General features: G+C 38.8%; 22 protein-coding genes. 1 reads left to right on the plus strand and 21 read right to left on the minus strand.

Translation table 11 applies throughout. The features are described 5' to 3' along the window. Positions 1-49: 49 nt before the first annotated feature. The 5 genes from recG to RGU12_RS03125 form a co-directional block, all read right to left on the minus strand. A complete protein-coding gene (recG, locus tag RGU12_RS03105; RefSeq protein WP_309534760.1) occupies positions 50-2,098 on the minus strand; it encodes an ATP-dependent DNA helicase RecG in 2,049 nt (682 codons plus the stop codon). Further along, a complete protein-coding gene (gene sdaAA / locus RGU12_RS03110; RefSeq protein WP_116350618.1) occupies positions 2,091-2,978 on the minus strand; it encodes an L-serine ammonia-lyase, iron-sulfur-dependent, subunit alpha in 888 nt (295 codons plus the stop codon). The genes recG and sdaAA overlap by 8 nt, the downstream gene beginning before the upstream one ends. Before the next feature lie 168 nt (positions 2,979-3,146). Continuing rightward, the gene (sdaAB, locus tag RGU12_RS03115) at positions 3,147-3,809 is read right to left on the minus strand and encodes an L-serine ammonia-lyase, iron-sulfur-dependent subunit beta (RefSeq protein ID WP_309534761.1); all 663 of its coding nucleotides are present in this window, start codon (positions 3,807-3,809) and stop codon (positions 3,147-3,149) included. 516 nt (positions 3,810-4,325) lie between these two features. Continuing rightward, positions 4,326-6,008, minus strand: coding sequence for a DAK2 domain-containing protein (locus RGU12_RS03120; RefSeq protein WP_309534762.1), 1,683 nt, complete (start codon positions 6,006-6,008; stop codon positions 4,326-4,328). A gap of 16 nt (positions 6,009-6,024) precedes the next feature. Beyond that, a complete protein-coding gene (locus tag RGU12_RS03125; protein ID WP_116350621.1) occupies positions 6,025-6,387 on the minus strand; it encodes an Asp23/Gls24 family envelope stress response protein in 363 nt (120 codons plus the stop codon). Positions 6,388-6,659: 272 nt separating this feature from the next. Between RGU12_RS03125 and rpmB the strand changes: the two genes are divergently transcribed. Next, positions 6,660-6,848: a 50S ribosomal protein L28 gene (rpmB, locus tag RGU12_RS03130; protein WP_010282529.1), complete on the plus strand. Its 189-nt coding sequence runs from the start codon at positions 6,660-6,662 to the stop codon at positions 6,846-6,848. A 202-nt stretch (positions 6,849-7,050) separates the two neighbouring features. Here the strand turns inward: rpmB and spoVM are convergent, their stop codons facing one another. From spoVM to RGU12_RS03210, 16 genes are all read right to left on the minus strand, one after another. Then, positions 7,051-7,131, minus strand: a complete 81-nt coding sequence (spoVM, locus tag RGU12_RS03135) for a stage V sporulation protein SpoVM (protein ID WP_010282530.1) — start codon at positions 7,129-7,131, stop codon at positions 7,051-7,053. 260 nt (positions 7,132-7,391) lie between these two features. After that, positions 7,392-8,039, minus strand: a complete 648-nt coding sequence (gene rpe / locus RGU12_RS03140) for a ribulose-phosphate 3-epimerase (protein WP_309534763.1) — start codon at positions 8,037-8,039, stop codon at positions 7,392-7,394. 2 nt (positions 8,040-8,041) lie between these two features. Then, on the minus strand, positions 8,042-8,926 hold the full coding sequence (gene rsgA, locus RGU12_RS03145; protein ID WP_309534764.1) for a ribosome small subunit-dependent GTPase A: 885 nt from the start codon (positions 8,924-8,926) through the stop codon (positions 8,042-8,044). A 72-nt stretch (positions 8,927-8,998) separates the two neighbouring features. Beyond that, on the minus strand, positions 8,999-10,957 hold the full coding sequence (gene pknB, locus RGU12_RS03150) for a Stk1 family PASTA domain-containing Ser/Thr kinase (protein ID WP_309534765.1): 1,959 nt from the start codon (positions 10,955-10,957) through the stop codon (positions 8,999-9,001). Between the two features lie 4 nt (positions 10,958-10,961). Next, positions 10,962-11,711 carry a Stp1/IreP family PP2C-type Ser/Thr phosphatase gene (locus tag RGU12_RS03155; protein ID WP_309536260.1) on the minus strand — a complete coding sequence of 250 codons (750 nt, stop codon included), beginning with the start codon at positions 11,709-11,711 and terminating at the stop codon, positions 10,962-10,964. Between the two features lie 5 nt (positions 11,712-11,716). Then, on the minus strand, positions 11,717-12,811 hold the full coding sequence (gene rlmN / locus RGU12_RS03160) for a dual-specificity RNA methyltransferase RlmN (protein ID WP_309534766.1): 1,095 nt from the start codon (positions 12,809-12,811) through the stop codon (positions 11,717-11,719). Positions 12,812-12,815: 4 nt separating this feature from the next. Continuing rightward, on the minus strand, positions 12,816-14,159 hold the full coding sequence (gene rsmB, locus RGU12_RS03165; RefSeq protein WP_309534767.1) for a 16S rRNA (cytosine(967)-C(5))-methyltransferase RsmB: 1,344 nt from the start codon (positions 14,157-14,159) through the stop codon (positions 12,816-12,818). Next, positions 14,146-15,099, minus strand: coding sequence for a methionyl-tRNA formyltransferase (fmt, locus tag RGU12_RS03170; RefSeq protein ID WP_309534768.1), 954 nt, complete (start codon positions 15,097-15,099; stop codon positions 14,146-14,148). Before fmt ends, rsmB begins: the two co-directional genes overlap by 14 nt. Positions 15,100-15,107: 8 nt before the next feature. Beyond that, entirely contained in the window at positions 15,108-15,581 is a 474-nt protein-coding gene (gene def, locus RGU12_RS03175; RefSeq protein WP_116350628.1) for a peptide deformylase, read from the minus strand. Positions 15,582-15,884: 303 nt separating this feature from the next. Next, positions 15,885-18,299 (minus strand): primosomal protein N', encoded by a 2,415-nt coding sequence (gene priA, locus RGU12_RS03180; RefSeq protein ID WP_309534769.1) that lies wholly within the window; start codon positions 18,297-18,299, stop codon positions 15,885-15,887. A 1-nt stretch (position 18,300) separates the two neighbouring features. Beyond that, entirely contained in the window at positions 18,301-19,497 is a 1,197-nt protein-coding gene (coaBC, locus tag RGU12_RS03185; protein WP_309534770.1) for a bifunctional phosphopantothenoylcysteine decarboxylase/phosphopantothenate--cysteine ligase CoaBC, read from the minus strand. A gap of 254 nt (positions 19,498-19,751) precedes the next feature. Further along, complete coding sequence (rpoZ, locus tag RGU12_RS03190; protein WP_309534771.1) at positions 19,752-19,985, minus strand: DNA-directed RNA polymerase subunit omega; 234 nt, start codon at positions 19,983-19,985, stop codon at positions 19,752-19,754. Next, positions 19,985-20,602, minus strand: a complete 618-nt coding sequence (gene gmk, locus RGU12_RS03195; RefSeq protein WP_309534772.1) for a guanylate kinase — start codon at positions 20,600-20,602, stop codon at positions 19,985-19,987. The genes rpoZ and gmk overlap by 1 nt, the downstream gene beginning before the upstream one ends. A 12-nt stretch (positions 20,603-20,614) precedes the next feature. Next, complete coding sequence (gene remA / locus RGU12_RS03200; protein WP_309534773.1) at positions 20,615-20,878, minus strand: extracellular matrix/biofilm regulator RemA; 264 nt, start codon at positions 20,876-20,878, stop codon at positions 20,615-20,617. A gap of 60 nt (positions 20,879-20,938) precedes the next feature. Further along, positions 20,939-21,814: a YicC/YloC family endoribonuclease gene (locus RGU12_RS03205; protein ID WP_309534774.1), complete on the minus strand. Its 876-nt coding sequence runs from the start codon at positions 21,812-21,814 to the stop codon at positions 20,939-20,941. A gap of 191 nt (positions 21,815-22,005) precedes the next feature. Continuing rightward, positions 22,006-24,699 (minus strand): calcium-translocating P-type ATPase, SERCA-type, encoded by a 2,694-nt coding sequence (locus RGU12_RS03210; RefSeq protein WP_309534775.1) that lies wholly within the window; start codon positions 24,697-24,699, stop codon positions 22,006-22,008. Between the last annotated feature and the right edge of the window lie 41 nt (positions 24,700-24,740).

The raw sequence follows: 24,740 nt of genomic DNA on the forward strand, positions 1-24,740 counted from the left end.
AGATTGCAAGAAAAAATATCCTTACAATCCACCCCTAAAAACAAATGGTTTAATCCAATTTTTCTCCATCTAAAATACCGGATTGTAACAAATCGTCCCGTAGGTGTTTGTATGAGGAATCCTCCCAAAACGCCTTCGAATTAATTAATTTCGCCGCATCATTTCGCGCCACCTCTAATGTGCGGTAATCATGAACCATATCTGCTACCTTAAATTCAGGAACACCACTTTGTTTCCGACCGAAGAAGTCCCCAGGTCCACGAAGCTCCAAATCTTTTTCTGAAAGAACAAAACCATCATTAGTTTCTGTCATGATCCGCATTCTTTCTTTCCCAACCTCAGATTTTGGATCCGCAAGAAGAATACAATAGGACTGTTCTTTACCTCTTCCGACACGTCCCCGCAATTGGTGTAGCTGCGAAAGACCGAAACGTTCAGCATCATAAATCACCATCAATGTCGCATTTGGAACGTTCACACCTACCTCAACTACTGTTGTGGATACGAGAATTTGAACTTCATTTTCACTAAATTGTCTCATTATATCTTCTTTTTCATCTGCTGCCAATCGACCATGCATTAAGCCAACTTTTGCCTTGTCTTGAAAATGAAAGGAGAGCATCGTATGAACATCTATCGCATTTTGAACATCCAACTTATCAGATTCCTCGATCAGCGGACAAATGACATATGCTTGTCTACCTTTAGCTAACTCTTTTTCAATAAATACCAAAATCCGCTCAAGCATCTCATGCTTCACCCAATACGTTTCAATCTTCTTCCGTCCTGCTGGCATTTCGTCGATTACCGAAACATCCATCTCACCAAATACTGTAATGGCAAGTGTTCTTGGGATTGGGGTTGCAGTCATAAAAAGGACATCGGGATTTTCGCCTTTTTCCCTTAAAATCCTCCGTTGTTCAACACCAAAGCGGTGCTGTTCATCTGTTATGACGAGCCCAAGCTTATGGAAATTGACTTCATCCTGGATAAGCGCATGTGTACCTACTAATATATGAATATCACCTGATTCAAGCTGTTCAAGGATTTCTCTTCTTCGTTTACCTTTAACAGAACTTGTTAACAGTTGAATATTTAACCCGTAATCTGAGAATAGCTCAACAAGTGACTGGGCATGCTGTTCAGCTAAAATTTCCGTTGGCACCATTAATGCTCCCTGATAACCCGAAAGAATGGCAGCATATAAGGAGATGGCTGCTACAACCGTTTTTCCTGAACCAACATCACCTTGAAGTAATCGATTCATTCGATACGGGGAGCGCAGGTCATTCATAATCTCAGTAACAACTCGATTTTGGGCATTTGTTAATGGGAATGGCAACCTATTCATAAAATCTTCTAGTTTATCGGTTTGAAACTCCATAGCTGAACCGGCCGTTTGTTCTCGCTCAAACTTCCTTAATGCTTGCATTTTCAGTTGAAAAAGCAGAAATTCTTCGTACACAAAACGACGTCTCGCTTGTTTTAAATCCTGATGACTAGTTGGATGATGCATAATTTTAATTGCATCCTTCTTTGGTAAAAGCCGATATGTCGTTAATAATTGTTCAGGGAGATTATCCTCAATTTGGTCGCCAAACTGCTCGAGGGCAATCGCAATAAAACGCTTCATTCCTTTTATCGTGATTTTTCCTTTAATTGAATACACAGGCTCTATGCGGTTATCTTTTATCATCGGACCAAAAACAATCTCACTGACAGTTATGGTTTGCCGATGCTGATCCCATTTTCCTGTAATCGTTACAGTATCGTTTAACGAGATTTTGTTTTTATAATACGGGCGATTGAAACAGGTCGCTGTTATTAAATAGCGACCTACTAAGACCCTGAAGGTTAAGCGAGATCGTTTACGATTATAATAGGTTAACAGCGGTTCACTATGAACCTTACCCTCAATCGTAATTTTCTCCTCATGCTTGACCTCGGCAAGGTCTCGCAAACTATAATCTTCAAATCGATATGGAAAGTATAAAAGTAGGTCAAAAATAGTGAAAATGTGCATCTCATTAAGCTGTAAACCTGTCTCTTCACCGATTCCTTTAATTTCAGTGACAGGCTGCTGTAAATGACTATTCACTTTTGTTTAGCGAAATCCCAAAGATCTTTGCCTCAAGTGCACGACCTGTTGGGGTTGCCGCTAGCCCTCCCCGCGCTGTTTCTTTTAACGCCGTCGGCATTGTTTGACCTATTCTATACATTGCATCGATTACTTCATCACATGGGATACGACTTGTAACACCTGCTAATGCCATATCTGCAGCGACCATCGCATTTGCTGCTCCCATTGCATTACGCTTTACACAAGGCACTTCGACAAGCCCAGCAACTGGGTCACAGACAAGTCCAAGCATGTTTTTTAACGTAATTGCCATTGCTTCAGCAGATTGTTGTGGAGTTCCTCCTGCCATTTCAACGATTGCCGCTGCAGCCATTCCAGCAGCAGAACCAACTTCCGCTTGGCATCCACCTGCAGCACCTGAAATCGAAGCGTTGTTTGCAACAACAAATCCAAAAGCCCCAGCAGTAAATAAAAACTGAACCATTTGCTCTTTTGTCGGATTCAATTTATCCTTTACAGCAAATAAAGTCCCTGGCACAACACCAGCAGAACCAGCTGTGGGTGTTGCACAAATCGTTCCCATTGCAGCATTGACTTCGTTTGTTGCAACAGCCTTACTGACAGCATCTAAAACTGTTTTACCAGTTAAGAAGTTTCCTTTTTTTATATAATCTTGTAAGAGAACCGCATCTCCACCAGTTAAACCAGAATGGGATGAAACGCCGGCTAACCCTCTTTCAACAGCTTTTTCCATTACTTCTAAATTACGTTCCATTTGAGCAATGATTTCTTCACGAGTTTTTCCTGTTACTTCAACCTCTTGTTCAATCATCACATCTGCTATTTTCATATTTTTAGTAGTAGCAAGTTCTACTAACTCAGCAACATTACGAAACATATAAAAACCTCCTGTCAGAAAAGTGCAAGGTGCGCAGTTAGGCGACAAGCATAAGACGAGCGCTGACAGAAGGTGCATTTTACCTTCCGAAGCGATTGACTTAAACCCGTGAGCCGTTGGCGCTTGGAGCTAGACATGAATAACGTGTAAACGTTTAATAAATGATGCTTATTCGACAATTTTAGTTACCTTTAAGATATTGGGTAAGGTAGAAAGTTCATCTAAAACATGCTCGTCGATGTTTTGATCCACTTCAATTGTCATAAGAGCTTGCATTCCTTTTTCTTTCCGTGCCACTTCCATATGTCCAATATTGATGGCATGTTTCGCAAGCACATTCGCAACACCAGCAATTGCACCATAACGGTCATTGTGAACAACAAGTATAGCAGGATGATTTCCAGATAAACGAAGCTGAAACCCGTTCAACTCAGTAATTTCAATTTTTCCTCCACCTATAGAAATACCAACAAGCTCCAATTCCCCTTCATCATCACCGATTGAAACTCGTGCGGTATTAGGGTGTTCTGGTATAGCTTCCTCTTCAACGAACTTTATCTGAATACCTGCCTCTTTTGCAATTTCCAATGAGGTTTTAATTCTTTCGTCGAATGTGTCAAAATCAAGCAAACCACCAATGATTGCAACATCTGTTCCGTGACCTTTATAGGTTTCGGCAAATGATCCATAGAAGGAAATGTTCGCCCATTTTGGTTCACGACCAAACAAGCTTCTAGCAACCCTCCCGATACGAGCTGCCCCTGCTGTATGTGAGCTTGAAGGACCAATCATAACCGGACCAATAATATCAAAAACACTTCTAAACTTCATCTACTCTCCCCCTTACATACTTAATCAAATACGCCTCGGCGTATTTGCGCCCAGATTTTTAGGGCCACAGGAAGTGGGTCATAAAGACGTTGCCACAGGAAGTGGCGTACTTAGTCTTTGAACTTACTGCTCGAAAAACTTCCTTTAAAAAATCTGTGGCATCCGCCGGAGGCTTAACAATATACAGTCAGATTTTTATCTGACTGTATATTGTAATATGGAGTAAGGCAAAACTATGTTCCTACATATTACTCTATTTGTCTCTGACTTTTTTATCTACAGGAAATTGTCCCCAGACATTGAAATAGAAGGGATAAATCCCTTCTATTTTGTACTGTCTAGGAAATTATAAAATTTATCATTGCGGATACCTTTAATTGGGTGTATCCAAGTCCAGCTCCAGCGCCTAGCCCCTCAAGGTCATAAGCCAATCGCTTCTGAAGGCAAGAAGCGCCTTCTGCCAGCGCTCGTCTTATGCTTGTCGGGGCTGAACAAGGCGCTTACGCTTTTGTCCCTTTATTCAACTGAGAATATAAATGCGTATAGTGGTTGTTCACCATTATGTGCTTCAACTTCTATGTCCTCATATTCTTCTTCAAGATATTGGACAATTGCATTTACCTCATCCTCTGAAGCGTCCTGACCATAAATAATTGTTACAATTTCATCGTCGTCAGCAGAAATAATCTTTGCTAAAAGGTCTTTTGCAGCTATTAATTTATCCTTGTCGGTAACAACAATTTTTCCATCTGCGATTCCCATGAAATCATCTTTAGCAATGTCGATTCCATCAATATTGGTATCACGTACTGCGTATGTGATTTGACCAGTCTTTACATTGCTTAATGCACTTGACATAGTTTCTTTATTTGCATCTAAATCACCAGATGGGTTAAATGCAAGTAATGCAGACATCCCTTGAGGCACAGTGCGTGAAGGAACAACGATTACATTACCTTCTACGACAGAAGCTGCCTGTTCAGCTGCCATAATGATATTTTTGTTATTCGGCAGAAGGATAAAGTTTTCCGCATGTACTGATTCCATTGCTTTTACAAAATCCTCAGTACTTGGATTCATCGTTTGGCCACCCTCAATTACAACATGTGCACCGATACTCTTAAATAACTCAGTAATTCCCGTACCCATGGCAACAGTGATGATCGCAAATTTCTCTTTTTCTTTCTTACGTTTCTCCTGTACTGGAGCATGTGCTTCGTCTTCATTTAGAATTGCTGTATGCTGCTCGCGCATATTTTCTATCTTCATTTTGATTAAGCTTCCATAACGTTGGCCATATGATAAAACCTCACCAGGCTGCTCGGAATGGATATGTACTTTCACAATATCATCGTCAGAGATTACTAATAATGAATCACCAAGACGACTTAAATCATTTCGGAACTGTTCTTCAGAAAATGGATGTTTGCTCGTTTTTTCCTGTTCAAACTTCACCATAAATTCTGTACAGTAACCAAATACGATATCCTCAGTATTCATATGACTTTGAACACTTTTATGATGTTCTGCATTGACAAGTTCATTCATTGATGGTGCTGCAATTGACATGTTCTCAATTGTTTCACCTTTTAGCTCTGATAGGAATCCTTCGTAAACAAGTACTAATCCTTGCCCACCACTATCAACAACCCCAACTTCCTTCAATACAGGTAATAGATCAGGTGTACGATTTAATGACGCCTTTGCTTCTTTTAACAGTTCGTCCATTACAACAAGGATATCAGACTCGTTATCTGCAACAGCAACCGCACGTTTAGCAGCATCTTTTGCAACTGTTAATATCGTTCCTTCAACAGGCTTCATTACAGCCTTATATGCTGTTTCCACACCCATCTCAAATGCGTGGGCAAATTCAGCAGCATTTAACGTTTCCTTTTGTTCTATAGCCTTTGAAAAGCCTCTGAAAAGCTGAGATAGAATAACCCCAGAGTTACCACGGGCACCCATTAATAATCCTCGTGCTAATGATGCACCGACTTTACCAATATGTGGGGTAACATTATTTTTTACTTCTTTTGCACCAGATGTCATGGAAAGATTCATATTCGTTCCGGTATCACCATCTGGAACAGGGAAAACGTTAAGGGCATCTACCATTTTTGCGTTATTAGATAAATGAGTAGCTCCTAATAACACCATTTTTGCAAAACGTTTTCCATCTAATGTAGTAATTGACACTCAATTTTCCTCCTCTTTATGGGTTCGTTACACGAACTCCTTGCACGTAAATATTAACCGAGCTTACAGCAAGTCCTACTGTTTGGTCTAATGTATATTTCACCTTAGATTGAACATTGTGGGCAACCTCAGAAATTTTCGTGCCATAACTTACAATTATGTACATGTCGATATGCACTTCATCATTTTCTTGACGAACAACAATACCACGGGCAAAATTTTCTTTTCGTAAAAGCTCAGAGATACCATCTTTAATTTGCTTTCTAGAAGCCATTCCGACGATCCCGTAACAATCGATAGCAGCTCCACCAGCAACCGTTGCGATTACATCGTTTGATATATCAATTTGTCCGTACTTTGTTTTTAATTCGATGGACATGAGAGACTCCCCCTTTATAATTGTTCACCTTGGCTACAGTCATTTTACTATAATATCGCATATTTTAAAAGTAATTCATCAGGTTCTTCTTTAGATTCATTATCATTTAGTATATAACTTTTAATAATTTCTATGTCTTGACAAGTATTTTTCCTTTAAACCCTGGTTTTGAAGTATTGCAATATCCCATTAGTTATGATAAATTATATAAGTATTTCTATGAAGAAAGCGATATGTTTGATTGTTGCTGTGCAAGTTAGGAGGGAAATAGAATGGCACGTAAATGTGTAATCACTGGTAGAAAAACTACTACTGGTAATGCTCGTTCCCATGCAATGAACGCTTCAAAACGTAAATGGGGAGCTAACCTACAAAAAGTTCGTATTTTAGTTGATGGTAAACCAAAACGCGTATATGTTTCTGCAAGAGCATTAAAATCTGGTAAAGTAGAACGCGTGTAATAAACGAAATGCGTAAGGGGCCGCTTAACGGCGACAAGCACAAGAAAAGCGCTTCAAAAGGCGCTTTTTGCCTTTTGAAGCGATTGGCTTGTGACCTCAAGCCGTTGGCACCTGAAGCTAGACAATAAGAAACGCATTAGCTCTTACAATATGTAAGAGCTAAAAATATGCACAAAAAAAGCACCTATGGACGGTGCTTTTTTTATCCTTTTTTAAAAGATCCTAACATCGCACGGACGATACCGCCTAAGAACTTTGGTAACTTAATTGTATAAAATTTCATACTTTCCCTCCTCAATGCAATATCCACGTACTTTCTTTGAATTCACACGGTCTACCTTATTATTAATATTCAAATGAAAAAAAATAGTACCATAGTACATATAAATAAAAGCAATTTCATGGAAACCTCTTAAAACATTCTTATGCCTTATAGATGAAAAAAAGTACAATTCAATTGAAGTTTATTACTAAAACATCGTTCTCACTTAGAATCAATGTACAAGCAAGCATAAGAAAAAAGAGCAGAAATTTCTGCTCTTTTTACAAACTACGAATTTTTTCAATTGCTGCCTTCCGATCTTCTTGATTATAAATAGCTGATCCGGCAACCAGTACATTTGCACCAGCATTCACACAAAGTCTTGCCGTTTCTTGATTGACTCCTCCGTCAACTTCGATTTCAACATTCAAATTCTTTTCTTTTACCATCTGTGCAACTTCCTCAATTTTAGGAAGGACAGAATGGATGAATTTTTGCCCACCAAATCCAGGATTCACTGTCATTAACAACACTAAATCAATATCATCAATCACATGCTTAATCGAATCGACTGGAGTGGCTGGGTTTAAAACGACACCAGCCTTTACACCATGAGATTTGATTAGCTGGATGGTACGATGTAGATGTGGACATGCCTCAACATGAACCGTTAAAAAGTCGGCCCCTGCTTTTGCAAAAGCAGGAATATATTGGTCAGGATTTTCAATCATCAAATGAACATCTAATGGCAATTTTGTAATAGGTCTAATCGCTTCTACGATGAGTGGACCGATTGTAATATTTGGAACAAAATGACCATCCATGACATCTACATGAATATAGTCTGCTCCTCCATTTTCAACATCCCTGATCTCTTCTCCAAGCTTTGAAAAATCTGCTGAAAGAATGGATGGTGCAATTTTAATCATGATTAATACCTCGGCTTTCTTTCCTTTATTTCTTCATAAAAACTTGCATAGTGGTCATAACGAAATTGTTCTATACTTCCGTCCTCCACTCTTTGTCTTACAGCACACTTCGGCTCAGAAATATGTGTGCAACCACGAAATTTACAATTTGCACCTGCTTCATATATTTCTGGGAAGCAATATGGAAGTTCTTCTGCTTCAATTGTAAGAAATTCCAACGAACTAAATCCTGGGGTATCTGCTACAAGCCCATTGCCAATTTTAATTAATTCAACATGTCTTGTCGTATGCTTTCCCCTGCCCAATGACATTGAAATTTCATTTGTTTCTAATTCTAAGTCTGGTCGAAGCGAATTTAACAAGGAGGATTTCCCTACTCCGGATTGACCAGCAAATACTGAAATTCGATTTTCCAATAATGGTAACAGCTGGTCAAGCCCTTCTTTTTCCTTCGTCGACGTTAACAAGACATGGTAGCCAATTTCTCGATAGTTTCTTGCATATTCCTTTATTTCTTGAACCGCATCATCCGAAATTAAATCCGTTTTACTAATACAAATAATAGGTTCTATATCGTTTGATTCAACTAAAACAAGAAAGCGATCTAACAACAATGGACTGAAATCGGGTTTAATCGCTGAAAAAACTAAAATAGCTTGATCAACATTTGCAATTGGCGGACGAACCAATTCATTTTTACGTTCCAATACTTCTAGAATATATCCATCCGTATTATTTTCTGCCTGATATAAAACATGGTCGCCTACCAATGGAGTGACTTTATTTTTCCGAAAAACGCCCCTACCACGACATTGAATCAGTTCTCCATTTTCGTCTTGAACATAATAAAAACCGCTTAGTGCTTTAATAATTTTGCCTTCTGGCATAGTTTCACTCCTTGTTTCATTTCATTCGTCACGACATATAAGGTAACTAATATATACACTACCTATTTTCACCTATTCCTCTGGATACTGAATTTCTTCTTTCAGAGAAGGTTCATTGTCAATATACACCAGGTATTCTGCAGTTTCGCCTGGATTAATGACAAAATTAATATCCATTTTTTGTGTTTCCTTGATTTCCATCTGTTTATACACGTCCGTTATTTTATGATCTGCATCCTCAATAAAAATTTTCACCAATTGTGGATTGCCTTCTTCATCAGGTGTGTATTCAATTGTTAAAGTACGTTTCACTGTTACTGGCTTTTTAGGTTCAGGTCCTTTTGACATAATTACTTTGACCTTGTCACCTTTGGTTAACTTAGCCCCTATTTCTGGTGATTGAGAAATCGCTTGGCCTGCTGGTATATCATCTGAAAACTGTTCTTCTTTGTAGTCGATATTGAGCCCCGTTGTCCTTGAATATTCATCAAGTGCATTTGCTGGATATTTTGTTAAATCAGCAAGTTTAATAGTTTCGAGTCCTTTACTTACCGTAAAGGTAACTTCCGTTTCTTCTGGAACAACCTCTTCGCCTTCTTCAATTGACTGTTTAAGGATGGTTCCAGGAGCACTATCATCAAATACATCTTCCTTTTTTACATAAAAATAATTTTCTTTATCTAATTTGGCCTTAACTTCGTCGAAATCTTTACCAATATAGTCCTTAAAGGCCACTTTCTTTTTACCGGTACTTTCATATAAATCAATCTTGGCGCCTTCCTTTACTGAAGCACCTGCTTCAGGGTCTGTGCGGACGATATATCCTTCTTGGATTTCTTGATCACTGATTTCAATTGTGTCCCCAATCGTAAAACCAGCTTCCTTCAATTTGGAAACTGCTCGATCATAATCCATATTTGAAACATTAGGTACCTCAACATCCTTCGGTAAAAATAAAGCCGGAAAAACCGTAACTGCTGCTACACCAGCTCCAATGATAAAGAAAAAGATGATGGCAAGTGTTACTAAAAGCCTATTTTTCTTCTTTTTCTTTGGTTTTGGCTCGTCCTTCTCAGTCTGATTCGTGTTCTTCTGAGAGTCTCTAACCAGAGTTTCAGTTGATAATGGGCTATTATCTTTGATAATCGGTATGGCTTTTGTCACTTCATCATCCATATCTGGTATAACAAATTTTTCTTCGTTTAAACGATTTGGAAAAAGTGCTGTCTGCAAATCCTCTTCCATTTCTTCAGCGGTATCGTAACGATGGAATGGGTCTTTTGCAGTCGCTTTTAAAATAATATTTTCAACACTCTGTGGTATTGTAGCGTTCCATCTTTTTGGTGACGGAGTATCTGTTTGCAAATGCTTGAGTGCAATTGATACTGCAGATTCACCTTCAAATGGAACACGACCTGTTAAGAGCTCAAACATTACAATCCCAAGAGAATAGATGTCAGACTTTCGTGTTGACATGCCACCTCTCGCTTGTTCTGGTGATAAATAATGAACTGAACCTAACACAGAGTTTGTTTGCGTTATAGTTGTTGAACTAAGTGCAACTGCAATTCCAAAATCAGTTACCTTTACTGTCCCGTCATGATCGATTAGGATATTCTGTGGTTTAATATCACGGTGAACAATCTGATTTTGATGTGCATGTGTGATTGCAGACGTGAGCTGCAACATAATGTTAATTGCTTCTTTTGGATGAAGTGGTGCGTTTCGTTGTATGTATTGTTTTAAGGTTTGGCCAGGAACATACTCCATTACGATATAATAAATATCCTCTTCTTCACCCACATCGTAAATACTCACAATATTTGGATGAGCCAAACTTGTAGCCGCATGGGCTTCTCGTCTAAAACGCTTGATAAATTCTTCATCATTTGAAAAATCTAACCGGAGAACTTTAATGGCAACATCTCGTTCGAGAATTACGTCACGTGCAAGATATACATTCGCCATTCCGCCCCCACCAATGACCTCGAGAATTTTATAACGACCACTTAACCGTCTTCCAATAAGCATAGGATTATTCTCCCTCACTTTCAGACGTGTAATCGACGATTACGAGTGTAATATTATCTTCTCCGCCATTGTCATTGGCCAATTGAATAAGTTTTTCACCCTTATTTTCGATAGAATCGTCACTTTCTAGAATGCTTTTTAATTCAACTTCCGAAACCTTGTTAGACAAGCCGTCAGAACATATTAAAAGCATATCGCCTTCTTCTAAAATTAATGTTTTTAAGTCCATTTGGACATTTGCTTCCGTACCTAATGCACGTAAAACCACATTCTTCCGTGGATGATGCTCTGCATCTTCCTTAGAAATATGCCCCGAACGGACAAGTTCATTGACAAGTGAATGATCTTCCGTAATTTGTTGGAACCCATGGCTATTCAGACAATAGCAACGACTATCCCCGATATGAGCTACCGTTGTATAAAGGTCCGTACATATTGCGGCAACAACAGTCGTTCCCATACCCTTGCATTCATCATTTTCTTGAGAATGTGTGAATAGGTTTGAATTTATTTTTAATATATGCTCTTTTAGCCAACTTTCAGCTGAATCAGATGTGGAGAGTTTTTCACTTGCTTCCCAGTAGGACTGGAGCTGTGATGTTGTCATATGACTTGCAACATCACCAGCTAAATGCCCGCCCATACCATCAGCTACGACAGCTAATATTTGTCCATCCTTATTTTGATAAACACCACAGCTATCTTCATTGATTTGCCTTATTTTTCCCCGGTTTGTCAAAAAGAACGACTTCATTTGTTTCACCTCGTCTCCTCTTTACGCTCCTTTGCTCGTAATTGACCACAGGCAGCATCGATATCATGACCTTGTTCACGTCGAATTGTTACATTTACACCATGCTTCTTTAATGTCTTTTCAAATTCAAAGATCTGCTCTTTTGGTGTTCTCACATAATCGCGTTCAGGAACATAATTCACTGGAATTAAGTTAACATGACACTTAATTCCTTTTAATAGCTCCGCAAGTTCTTCAGCATGTTCAACTTGATCGTTTACACCGCCAAACAACCCGTATTCAAAGCTAATTCTTCTCCCTGTCTTGTCAATATAATAGCGTACAGCTTCCATTAGATCTGGCAGTTTATATGCACGATTAATCGGCATTAATCTGCTTCTAATTTCTGTATTAGGTGCATGTAAAGAGATTGCAAAATTTATTTGTAATTTTTCATCTGCAAACTTATAGATTTTCGGGATGATTCCACTTGTTGAAACAGTAATGTGACGTGCCCCAATATTTAGTCCCTTATCATGATTAATAATTTTTAGGAATGAAAGCATTTGATCGTAATTATCAAATGGTTCACCAATTCCCATAATAACGAGATGACTTACCCGTTCACCAAGTTCATCTAATGCTTTTTGAACCTTTACCACTTGGGCAACAATTTCTCCAGCTTCAAGATTCCGCTTTAGTCCTCCTAATGTTGACGCACAGAAGGTACAGCCGATACGGCAACCAACCTGTGTTGTCACACAAATCGAGTTCCCATAGCTATGTCTCATAAGCACTGTTTCAATGGAATAACCATCATGTAGTTCAAATAAAAACTTCATCGTTCCATCAGCTGATGTTTGTTGAATGATCGTTTTAAGTGTTGTAATTGTAAAGTGTTCAGCAAGTTTTTGTCTTAGTGCATTTGATAAGTTAGTCATTTCATCAAAAGTTGTTACCCGCTTCGTGTAGAGCCATTCAAAAATCTGATTTCCTCGAAATTTCTTCTCTCCGTTTTCAATGAGCCAGTTTTCGAGTTCTTCTATTTGAAGAGAATAAATGGATGGTTTCGAATTTGGTAAGTTTTGTTTTTTTCTTCTAGTTGTTTGTACTTCTTCCAATACTTTACACCCGCTTTCTTAATCTTGCAATATAAAATCCATCCGTACCAAAATAATGTGGATAAAGCTGAAGTTGTCCGTTTTTAATATATGGCTTCACTATTTCAGGCAGGTAATTTTCTATTGAATCATCTAACATAAAATCTTCATGTTGTTCAAGGAAGGCTTTAATGACACCTTCATTTTCTTCGTACTCTATTGTACATGTGCTATACACGAGTATACCATCTTTTTTTAATAAAGTTGAAACCTCATTTAAAATGGCTAATTGTATTCTTGCAAGGTTTCCATTGTCTGATTCTGATTTTGAATATTTTATGTCTGGCTTTCTTCTAATAACCCCAAATCCTGAACAAGGGGCATCTACGAGAATTTTATCAAAGCTTTCTGCTTTGAAGTTTTCGCTTGCTTTTCTACTATCAAGGGCTTTTGTCTCCACGTTTTCAAGCCCCAATCGGTTTACTGCTTCATTAATTAATTTAATTTTGTGTTCATGGAGATCTAGCGAAAAAACCTTACCTGTATGTTCCAGCAATTCTGCAATATGTGTTGTTTTACCACCTGGTGCAGCGCAACTGTCAAGAATTTGATCTCCTTTTTCAACACCAAGCGCACGGGCTACAAGCATGGAACTTTCATCCTGGATGGTAATATAGCCTTCCTTAAAAGCTTTTGCATGGGCTAGATTTCCACGAACAGCTTTAATGGCATCTACAGAAACGCTACCCTCTTTTGCTTCAATTCCATCCTCTTTTAACATTTGTATGAGCTCGTCTCGAGTTGTCAATGCTTGATTGACACGTGCAGTTTGTTCTGGAGGAGTACAATTGACCTCACACATTTTTCGAGTTTCTTCCATTCCCATTTGCTTAATCCATCGCCTAACAAGCCATACAGGGTGACTTGTTTCAATTGCGAGACGTTCCACTTCATCTTTTATTTGTTCTAATGATGGTAAGCCCTCGCGTTGGATGGAACGAAGCACTCCATTTACAAGTGAAGCAGTACCTTTATGTCCTCTTTTTTTAGCAATTTCGACCGCTTCAAAAAAGATTGCTCGTTCTGGAACTCGGTCTAAAAAGACCATCTGGTAGAGGGAGAGCCTTAATAGAATCCTCACCCATTGATCAAGCTTTTTATTCTTTTTTAAAAACGGCGCTAAATAAAAATCTAGAGTATCGCGGCGCTGGATCGTACCATAAACAATCTCAGTGAGTAGCCCTACATCTTTCCCTTTTACCTCATGCTTTTTAATCATTTGGTTTAAGAGGATATTGCTATATGCCTGGTTTTTTTCAATTTGTAATAGTATTTCAAGTGCTACATTTCGAACATTAGTTTTCGTCATGGTTGTCTCCTAACTGAGTCCCTACCTGTAAATCTGCCCCCATTAAGAATTGCGCTGCACTCATCTTTTTCTTTCCGGCAGGCTGGAGTTGAGTGATTTTTATAAAAGTAGTATTCCCAGTCGAAACAATAAACCCATCTTTTTCAATTGAAACAACAGTACCGCAGATTTTTGAAGTAGGGGAAGATATCTTTTCACCCCACCAGATTTTCATGACCTCTCCGTTTAATGTGGTATATGCAACAGGCCAAGGGTGGAGCCCACGAATATGGTTATAAATATCCTCTCCATCTTTTGTCCAATCTATCTTTTCCTGTTCGCGTTTAATGTTTGAAGCGAACGTTGCCCTGGCATCATCCTGTTTTATCGGTGTTATTTTATTGTCTAAAAGTAAAGGAATGGTTTCCGATAAAAGCTTTGAACCAGCCACACTTAATTTGTCATGTAATGAACCAACATGGTCCGTTTCTAAAATGGGGATTTCCACTTGTGTTAAGATATCCCCTGCATCAAGCTTTTCAACCATGTACATAATAGTAACACCTGTTTTATTCTTTCCTTGAAGAATGGAATAATGAATTGGTGCTCCCCCTCTTAGCTCAGGTAGTAATGATGCATGTACATTAATACATCCATACTTAGGAGCTTCAAGTAGTTCTTTTGGAAGGATTTGCCCAAATGCCGCGGTTATGATTAAATCAGGCTTATAGCTTAACACTTGTTCTATTTCTTGTTTTTCTCTTATTTTATTAGGTTGTAGGACTGGGATATTATGTTTTAATGCCTCAACTTTAACAGGTGGTGGCGTTAAAACTCTTTTTCTTCCTACTGGTCTATCCGGTTGTGTCACAACAGCTACAACCTCATATCCATCTTCTATTATTTGACGTAAAACAGGTACTGAAAAGTCTGGGGTACCCATAAATACAATACGTTCCATATCATTACCTACCCTTCAATTTCTCCTTCTTCATAAAAACGGTTCACCTTTGAGGTAAATAATATACCATGAAGATGATCGATTTCATGTTGAATCGCACGAGCCAAGAAATCTCTTGCCTCAAATATGTATATTTTTCCTCTTCGGTTTTGCGCTCTGACCTTTACGTAATCATAACGAGTTACTTCCCCAAAAAGGTCCGGAAAACTTAGACAGCCTTCTGGACCTACCTGTTCCCCTTTTTGCTCAAGGATCACGGGATTTATCAATTCAATGAGTCCACTCTCGTCTCCTATATCAACGATCGCGATTTGTTTTGCAATTCCTACTTGTGGAGCGGCTAAGCCAACACCGTCTGCCTCAAGCATTGTATCATACATATCTTTGATTAATTTCGATAATTTCCTGTCAAAGGTTGTTACCTTTTCACATTCAACTTCAAGTATTTCATTTGGATATTTAACAATTGGTAATAAAGACAAGCGATTTCCTCCAACATTCTACTTTTTTACATATCTAGCTCCATGCGCCATCGGCTCACGGGTCTTAGCCAATCACTTCGGAAGGTAAAAAGCACCATCTGTCAGCGCTCGTCTTATGCTTGACTTGCACAGGACAAGGAAGGCTTCGGCAGCATTATCATCGCACGAAGGAAATGCATGGCATTTTCGAGGAAGTGCTGACATCGACGTTCGCCACAGGACGTGGCGCTAGTTAGTCGATGTTCTGCTACCAGAGCGCTTAGCGCTTTTCTATCAGTCTCTCTCTTTTTTCTCAACTTTAAACTACATCATAATATATGGGTTTAAGTCGATTGATAATGTAAGTGAGTTTTGTGCAATTTCTCTTTGATAACGATCCAAAATCCCTTTTAAAAGCTTATTCAAATTGGGCTCATTTTTGTATTTTATCATGCATTGATATCGATATCTATTATTAATACGGGCAATCGGTGATGTCACCGGGCCTAAGATGATGGATTGATTGGATAAAGACTTTCGTAAATAGATTGCAATTTTCTCAGCAACATCCACCGTTTTCGTAAGCTCGGGATGAGTTACTGTGACTAATGCCAAATAGTAAAAGGGTGGATAAGCATGAGCCTTCCTGATCCGCATTTCATTTTGATAGAATCCATCATAATTATGATGACTTGCAAGCTCAATGCTATAATGCTCAGGTGTATAGCTTTGAATCACTACCTCACCAGGTAATTCATGACGTCCCGCTCTTCCGCTAACCTGTGTGAGAAGCTGAAATGTTTTTTCCGAGGAACGAAAATCCGGTAGATTGAGCATCGTATCTGCAGTGAGTACACCAACTAATGTCACATTCGGAAAATCTAATCCCTTTGCAATCATTTGTGTTCCTAATAAAATATCCGCTCTACCTTCACCGAATTCCTTCAATAATTTCTCATGGGCACCCTTTCGACTCGTTGTATCTACGTCCATTCGGATTACCCTTGCTTCAGGTAATACTTTTGCAAGTTCTTCTTCGACCTTCTGCGTACCCGTTCCAAAAAAACGGATATGTTCACTACCACACTCATTACATGTATTAGGCATGAATGTTTCATATCCACAATAATGGCATTTTAAGCGGTGATGTGGTCTGTGATAGGTTAATGAAATATCACAATGTGGGCAATTTGCGACATAGCCACAATCTCTACACATGACAAAAGAGGAGTGCCCACGTTTATTTAAAAATAAAACCGACTGTTCATTTCGTTCAAGTCTTGTTGTTAATTTTTCAAAAAGGGGTGCAGAGAACATTGAACGATTCCCATTACGCAACTCCTCGCGCATATCGACGATTTCAACAGTCGGCAGCGGCCTGTGATTAACACGCTCCCTTAATGTTATAAGTTCATAGACATTTTTTGAAGCACGTGCAAAGGATTCAAGAGTTGGTGTTGCACTGCCTAAAATGACAGGAGCATTATGAAGCTGACCACGAAAAATCGCGACATCTCTCGCATGGTATCTCGGATTATCTTCTTGCTTATAGCTGGACTCATGTTCTTCATCGATGATAATAATCCCGATATTTTCAAACGGTGCAAATATCGCAGACCTTGCTCCAACTACGACACTTACTTCCTTACGATAAATTTTTCGCCACTCATCATATTTCTCGCCAATACCAAGTCCACTGTGCATCACAGCAACTCGAGAACCAAAGCGACCCTTGAATCGACTCACCATCTGCGGGGTAAGGGCGATTTCAGGGACAAGCACAATGGCTTCTTTTCCCTTTTTTAAAACAGCGTCAATAGCCTGCATATACACCTCGGTCTTACCACTTCCGGTAACACCATACATTAAAAATACCTTATGAAGCACATCTTCGATTGAGGCTAGAACCGGTGAAATAGCCTTTTGCTGTTCCGTTGTCAAGGGCATTGGTGTTGTTTGTTCAAAATGCCTGTCCGCATATGGATCTCGGTAAACCTCAACATTTTGTTCAGAGATATACCCTTTCTTTACCATTGTTCGAATTGTGCTATCAGTAACACCAACCTCCTGTAATAGTTCCTTTAAAAAGATTGGCTTATTATTTTTCAGAAAAAACTCAAGTACTTGTTTTTGTTTTTTTGCAGTAGAAGTAAGCTCTTGAACTACAATTTCCGCTTCTTCTATCGAAAGTGACAACTGCACCTGTTTCATCGTTTTCTTGTTGCTGCGATTTTTAACCTTGTAGACAACCTCGAGAAGGCCTTTTTTAATTTCCTTTTGGTAAATATGCAATAAATCATTTTTTTCAGCATCTTCCCAATGAACCTCATCATGTTCTTCAAAAGAAGCTTGAATTTGTGGATCCAATTCCATTCTTCTTGATGGGTCAAGAAGTCTTATTTCCTTCTCATATTTCGCCCGCATGGCGGATGGAAGCATTGCTTGAAGAGCAGATATCGTAAAGCATAGTGTTTTTTCCGTTAACCATTTGCCAATATGAAGAAGCTCTTCATTCAAAGCAGGTGTGAGGTCTAGCAAAGATTGAATTTCCTTCAGCTTACTTACTTCTGCCTCGTTTGATAGACTCATCACAAACCCCTGTACTTTACGTGGACCAAAAGGTACGACGACCCTCATTCCTGGTACAATTACGTCACTCCATTTGTCAGGAACGATATAATCATATGGTTTATCTGTTTGCATGGCAGGAACGTCGACAATAATGCTAGCAATTTTCATTTTATTCGCCATCCATCGTCAGCTTCACTTCACGAAGTAATTCTCTCGCAACATCAAGCTTTGTCATCATCGGCAGTTCTTTTAAGGTTCCATCTTTTTTGTAGATGGTTACTAGATTGGTATCCGAACCGAATCCCGCTCCTTGTGTGGTCACATTATTAGCAACAATCATATCAAGATTTTTCGATACTAGTTTCCGTTTTGCATATTCTTCAATATTGTCTGTCTCCGCTGCAAAGCCGACTAAAAATTGGTGCTCCTTTTGATCACCCAATGTTTTTAAAATATCAGTGGTTCTTTCAAGTTCTAAGACAAGATCCCCAGCCTTCTTTTTCATTTTCCCATCATAGACTTGTTTTGGCCGATAATCTGCAACCGCTGCAGATTTGACGACAATATCACTTTGTTTATAAAAACCCATGACTTGTGTAAACATTTCTTCTGCCGATTCAACAGGAATGACTCTTACATTTGGAGGTGCCGGAAGATTAGTCGGACCAGAAATTAAGGTTACTTCTGCACCCATTTTATTTGCTGCTTCAGCTATTGCATAACCCATTTTTCCAGTTGAACGATTTGTTAAGAAACGAACGGGGTCAAACCTTTCGCGAGTCGGTCCTGCCGTAATTAAGATTTTTTTACCTTGAAGTAACGGTTGCTCCGAAAAATGAGCAGATATGAGTTTGACTATTTTTTCTGGCTCTTCAAGTCGCCCTTTTCCAACATATCCACAGGCTAAATAACCTTCTGATGGTTCAATAAATTGATACCCATCCTTAGCTAAAATTTCGATATTTCGTTTTACTGCAGGATGGTCATACATATGGACATTCATCGCCGGGGCAATCCAAACAGGAGCCGTTGTTGCAAGTAATGTGGTAGTAATCATATTATCTGCGATTCCATTTGCAAGTTTACCGATTGAATTGGCTGTTGCTGGTGCGAGGACTACAAGATCAGCCCAATCAGCAAGATCAATATGAGCAATTACTGCAGAATTTTTTTCATCGAAGGTATCAAAGTACACATCACTTCTAGATAGTGCTTGGAATGTTAGCGGAGTGACAAATTTCATTGCAGATTCACTCATGATCACTTTTACATTTGCCCCAGATTGGGTTAGCTTGCTTGTTAATGCCGCAGCTTTATATACAGCAATCCCGCCACTAACACAAAGCAGTATATTTTTATTGAGCATTTGAATCCCCCTTAATAGAAAAGCTAAAATAATTTTGATGAACATCTACTAAAAGTCGCCATGTCCTGTGGCAATCGTAGACGACAGCACATCATGTGCAAGTCTGACAAGCATAATCCAAATCACGCAGGAAATCCCAGATTTCTGGAGTGATTTGGATTATGACCTAGAGGGGCAAGGCGTTTTAGCTAGACATCAAAACACATTACCTATTTAAAAAAATAACAACCTACAAGAGAGGTTGTTATTTTCGGTTATTCATTAATTGTTGGTGTTGTATCAACAGCCGTCTTCTTATCAGTTGTATAAGAAAGAAGACCTGCATCGATTTCTTCTAGTGCTTTACCAACTGACTTAAAGGATACAGGATTCTGTACCATTCCATCATTTTTTTCTTGCATGACTCTTGCCCTTTTAGCAGCAACAGTCACAAGAGTATATTTAGAATTTAATTTATTTAATAATGAGTCAATAGATGGATTTAACATTAAAAATCAACCTCCAGCATTTTTTTATAGCGTCTTGCCACACGGTCACGACGACAATGCTCAGCAGTAACAATCGCATTAATTCGATCGCAGGCAAGCTCAACCTGATCATTTTCAACCACATAATCATAGGCGTCCATCATTTCAATTTCTTCTTTTGCCACCTTCATTCTGTTAAGAATTAATTCATCAGTTTCAGTACCCCTCGTAACGATTCTGTTTTTTAATTCTTTCAGACTCGGTGGTGCTAAGAATATGAATAAACCTTCTGGAAATGCTTTCCTTACTTGAAGTGCGCCTTGAACTTCAATTTCTAGAAAAACATCCTTCCCTTCTTGTAGGGTGGATTCGACATAATCAATTGGGGTTCCATAATAGTTCCCCACATACTCTGCCCATTCAAGAAGCTTGTTATTTTTAATTAATTCTTCAAATTCCTCTTTCGACTTAAAGAAGTAATCGACACCATCGACTTCACCTTCTCGAGGCTTTCTTGTTGTCGCTGAAATGGAGTATTGAAATTTTGTATCAGGCTGTGAAAAAATGGCTTTTCGAACAGTTCCTTTTCCCACACCAGATGGACCTGATAAAACAATTAGTAAACCTCTTTCTTTCATTCGTCCTTAACCCTACCCTTCGTCTGTTAGCTCTTCTTCTTTTGTTAGTCTTTGTGCAACTGTCTCTGGCTGAACTGCAGATAGTATAATGTGGTCACTGTCCATAATCATGACAGCGCGTGTCCTTCTTCCATATGTAGCATCAATGAGCATTCCTCGATCCCTAGCATCTTGAATAATTCGTTTAATCGGAGCAGATTCAGGACTAACAATAGAAATAATTCTGTTGGCCGAGACAATATTCCCGAATCCGATATTTATTAATTTGATTTGCACTTAATCTCCCCCATTATGTACCCCTCTATTTTTGCCGCGAAAATGGCTTACTAATCAAGCTTATTCTATATTTTGAACTTGCTCTTTTATTTTCTCTAATAAGCTTTTCAAATCCACCACATGTTTTGCAATTAAAGAATCGTTTGCTTTTGAACCAATTGTATTGATTTCCCTGTTCATTTCTTGCACGATAAAATCAAGCTTTCTACCAATAGGCTCATTTGTTTGGACGGTTTCCCTGAACTGACTTATATGACTTTCAAGTCGTGTTAATTCTTCACTGATATCCGCTTTTTCCGCAAATAATGCAACTTCTGTAAGAATTCGATTTTCATCAAATTCATTTCCGATATATTCTTTAATTCTTTTTTCAATACGGTCACGATAATGAGAAACTACTCTTGGTGCATATACTTTGATCGTATGTATGTTCTCTTCGATTTGCCCAAGAAATAAAAAAATATCTTCGATTAACGCCTTACCTTCAACTTCTCTCATTTGTCTCAACTGCAGTGCAGCACTTTCAATTACTTCTAGTATTAGAGTTTCCAGTTCTTGGTTTTCCATTTCTTTTTCTTCAATGGAAAGAATATTTTCATTTGAAAGCAGCTGGCCGGTTGTGATTTGCTCAGTAAGCTGATATTTATCTTGGATTTGCTTCGTTGACGTAACAAGGGCATCTAATAAGTTCCAGTCAATGGAGATTGTTTTCGTAACAAGTCCTTCACCTTCAATTGTAAGAAAGACCTCGACACGCCCTCTTTTCACATGCTCTCCTATTGCTTTTTTTATTTTATCCTCAAGGAACAGTAGTTGTCTAGGTAATCTTACATTGATTTCACAGAATCGATGGTTTACAGATTTCAACTCTGCCTGAACGTAAAATGTATTTGATTCTTTCTTAGCACGGCCAAAACCTGTCATACTTGCAATCATCATACCACATCCAATCCTTCATAACAGGTATTTCATTATATGTACACGTTCATAATAACCCTTTTTATTTTACCATTGTTTTCTAAAATCGAATAGTTTTTAACCAATGAAAAAAGGTAATAGAGTATGAACTCCATTACCTCATGAATTATAACATAGTTTTATATCTAAATTCCAAGTCCTGCTCTATTTTATGAACGAGCTTCGGACCTTTTGCTTGTTAATAACGATCCTGCGAGTAGGAATGTTGGAATTGCAGACATTCCAATTACTAGGAGCCAGTCTCTTGGTTCGATTGCATATGTCTTGAAAACTGGTTGTAGTGGCGGATAGTAAATAACAATTAACATTAAAACAATAGATGAGATAACCGCCCATACTAAATACATATTTTGAAATGGGTTACGATGGAAAATCGAACGCTCACTTCGACAATCAAATACATGGATTAACTGAGCCAAAACAAGTGTTGCAAAAGCGATTGTTTGCGCATACCCTAGATTGTTTGGATCTCTATGATACACCACCATAAAGGCAGCTAGTGTCGCAATACCGATTAAAAAACCACGGCTTATGATTTTCCAACCTAGTCCTCTGGCAAAAACACCTTCTTTTGGATGTCGTGGCCCATGTTTCATTAAATTACCCTCTGGTTGGTCAAGCCCAAGAGCCATCGCTGGTAATCCGTCTGTTACGAGGTTGACCCAAAGGATTTGAATCGGTACGAGTGGCAACGGAAGTGCCATTAGCATTGCAAACAACATCACAAGTATTTCCCCAACATTCGAAGCTAACAAATATCGGATGAACTTTCTAATATTTTCATAGATATTTCTACCTTCCTTAATCGCTGCACGTATTGTTGCGAAGTTATCATCTAGCAATACTAGTGATGAAGCTTCTTTCGCAACATCTGTTCCGGTAATCCCCATCGCAATTCCGATATCAGATGCTTTAATTGCAGGAGCATCATTTACCCCGTCACCCGTCATTGCAACAATATGTCCCCTGCTTTGAAGTGCTTTAACAATTTTTAGTTTATGTTCAGGAGATACCCTTGCATATACATAAACATCATCAACAATGTTCTCTAGCTCCTCAACATCCATTTTCGAAAGAGCATTTCCATCTAACACTTTACCACCTGCTGGTAGAATCCCGAGCTGTGTAGCAATTGCTTTAGCTGTAATAAGATGGTCACCTGTGATCATGATTGTCTTTATACCAGCATCCTTACACTCTTTAACAGCTGCTTTTACTTCTGGACGTGGTGGGTCTATCATTCCTTGTATTCCAATAAAGGTTAAATCATTTTCTGCCTCACGTTCAGATACTACCTGTTGATTAGGTCGTAACGGTTTAAAGCCTACCGCAATTGTACGAAGTGCATTTGAAGCTAGTCCTTCAATCGCATGTTTAATCTTATTCTCGTATTCTCCTGATAATGGTTGTTGTTTATAATCCCAAAGGACCGATTTACTTACACCAAGTAATACGTCTGGTGCACCTTTCGTCACTACAAACTGATTGCCTGAACGATCCTTGACAATGACACTCATCATTTTCCTTGCAGAATCGAAAGGGAACTCTTCAACTATTTCAAATTGGTTTGCTAAAAAATCATTCGAAAGACCAGCCTTAATACCCGCTACAAGAAGAGCACCTTCAGTTGGATCACCATCAACGATTATGTCATCATCTGTTCGCTTTAATGAAGCGTTGTTACATAGTACCCCAAAGGTTAATAATTGTTGAAGCGTTTTATGATCGGAAGGTTTGATTTCGGTTTCTCCTGCAAAAAAATACCCATTTACATCATAGCCTGTACCTGAAACAGTCCACGTTTTCCCGCCAGACCATAAATGTGTAACCGTCATTTTATTTTGTGTCATTGTTCCCGTCTTATCGGAGCATATGACGGATGCACAACCTAATGTTTCAACAGCTGGCAAACGACGGACGATTGCATTCTTCTTAATCATCCGTTGAACACCTAATGAAAGAGCAACCGTAACAATTGCAGGAAGTCCTTCTGGTATTGCAGCAACAGCCAATGAAACTCCCGCTAAGAACATTTCATAGACTTCATGTCCATTTATAACGCCTACAATGACGACTAAAAGAGTTAAAATTAATGCAACTGTTATTAAAATTTTCCCTAATTGCTCTAATCTTCTTTGTAATGGTGTGATCATCGCTTGCGCTGTTTGAAGAAGCTCTGCAATTTGGCCCATTGCGGTATTCATACCTGTCCCAACTACAATTCCGACACCACTACCACGTGTTACCATCGTTCCCATAAAGGCCATATTTTCTTGGTCACCAAGTGAAACGTCATCATTTTCACGAATTGGTTCAACATGCTTTGTAACCGGAACTGATTCCCCTGTTAATGCAGATTCTTCAATTTCTAAGCTTTTTACATTCACTAATCGTATATCTGCACCAATCCGGTCGCCACTAGTGAATTTGATAATATCCCCTACCACAAGTTCTTTAGAAGGAGTTCGAACCCACTCATTATTTCGGAATACATTCACTTGAGGTGCTGAAAGCTCTTTTAACGCTTGAAGCGATTTTTCTGCTTTTCGTTCCTGAAAAAAACCTAAAAACCCATTGATTAAGACAATTGCCATAATGGCGATGGCATCGATGTATTCCCCTAGCAACCCGGACACCAGGGTTGCAGCAAGTAATACAAGAACCATGAAATCCTTAAACTGCGCTAAAAAAAGCAAGAGTGCTGAAGGGCGTTCTGCTTCCTTCAATTCATTATATCCAAATTGCTTTTGTCGCTGTTTCACTTCTTGGTCGGTAAGACCACTGGAAAGGCTTGTATTAACTTTTTTTTCGACTTCTTCTGACATAAGTTCATACCACTTCATCCGTCTTTTACACACCCCTCGCTAAATCTGTATCTATGAAA

It is taken from the genome of Ferdinandcohnia sp. QZ13 (genome assembly GCF_031324165.1).
GTDB lineage: Bacteria > Bacillota > Bacilli > Bacillales > Bacillaceae_L > Ferdinandcohnia.

Coding starts and splice junctions, on each gene's coding strand:
- fmt (WP_309534768.1), bottom strand. CDS start 15,099: ATGGAACGTATTGTATTTATGGGTACCCCAGACTTTTCAGTACCTGTT.
- rsmB (WP_309534767.1), bottom strand. CDS start 14,159: ATGACGAAAACTAATGTTCGAAATGTAGCACTTGAAATACTATTACAA.
- coaBC (WP_309534770.1), bottom strand. CDS start 19,497: ATGCTCAATAAAAATATACTGCTTTGTGTTAGTGGCGGGATTGCTGTA.
- spoVM (WP_010282530.1), bottom strand. CDS start 7,131: ATGAAATTTTATACAATTAAGTTACCAAAGTTCTTAGGCGGTATCGTC.
- rsgA (WP_309534764.1), bottom strand. CDS start 8,926: ATGCCAGAAGGCAAAATTATTAAAGCACTAAGCGGTTTTTATTATGTT.
- rpe (WP_309534763.1), bottom strand. CDS start 8,039: ATGATTAAAATTGCACCATCCATTCTTTCAGCAGATTTTTCAAAGCTT.
- RGU12_RS03210 (WP_309534775.1), bottom strand. CDS start 24,699: ATGAAGTGGTATGAACTTATGTCAGAAGAAGTCGAAAAAAAAGTTAAT.
- sdaAA (WP_116350618.1), bottom strand. CDS start 2,978: ATGTTTCGTAATGTTGCTGAGTTAGTAGAACTTGCTACTACTAAAAAT.
- rpoZ (WP_309534771.1), bottom strand. CDS start 19,985: ATGTTAAATCCATCTATTGACTCATTATTAAATAAATTAAATTCTAAA.
- RGU12_RS03155 (WP_309536260.1), bottom strand. CDS start 11,711: ATGAAGTCGTTCTTTTTGACAAACCGGGGAAAAATAAGGCAAATCAAT.
- rpmB (WP_010282529.1), top strand. CDS start 6,660: ATGGCACGTAAATGTGTAATCACTGGTAGAAAAACTACTACTGGTAAT.
- gmk (WP_309534772.1), bottom strand. CDS start 20,602: ATGAAAGAAAGAGGTTTACTAATTGTTTTATCAGGTCCATCTGGTGTG.
- priA (WP_309534769.1), bottom strand. CDS start 18,299: ATGAAAATTGCTAGCATTATTGTCGACGTTCCTGCCATGCAAACAGAT.
- RGU12_RS03125 (WP_116350621.1), bottom strand. CDS start 6,387: ATGTCCATCGAATTAAAAACAAAGTACGGACAAATTGATATATCAAAC.
- pknB (WP_309534765.1), bottom strand. CDS start 10,957: ATGCTTATTGGAAGACGGTTAAGTGGTCGTTATAAAATTCTCGAGGTC.
- RGU12_RS03205 (WP_309534774.1), bottom strand. CDS start 21,814: ATGATTGCAAGTATGACAGGTTTTGGCCGTGCTAAGAAAGAATCAAAT.
- sdaAB (WP_309534761.1), bottom strand. CDS start 3,809: ATGAAGTTTAGAAGTGTTTTTGATATTATTGGTCCGGTTATGATTGGT.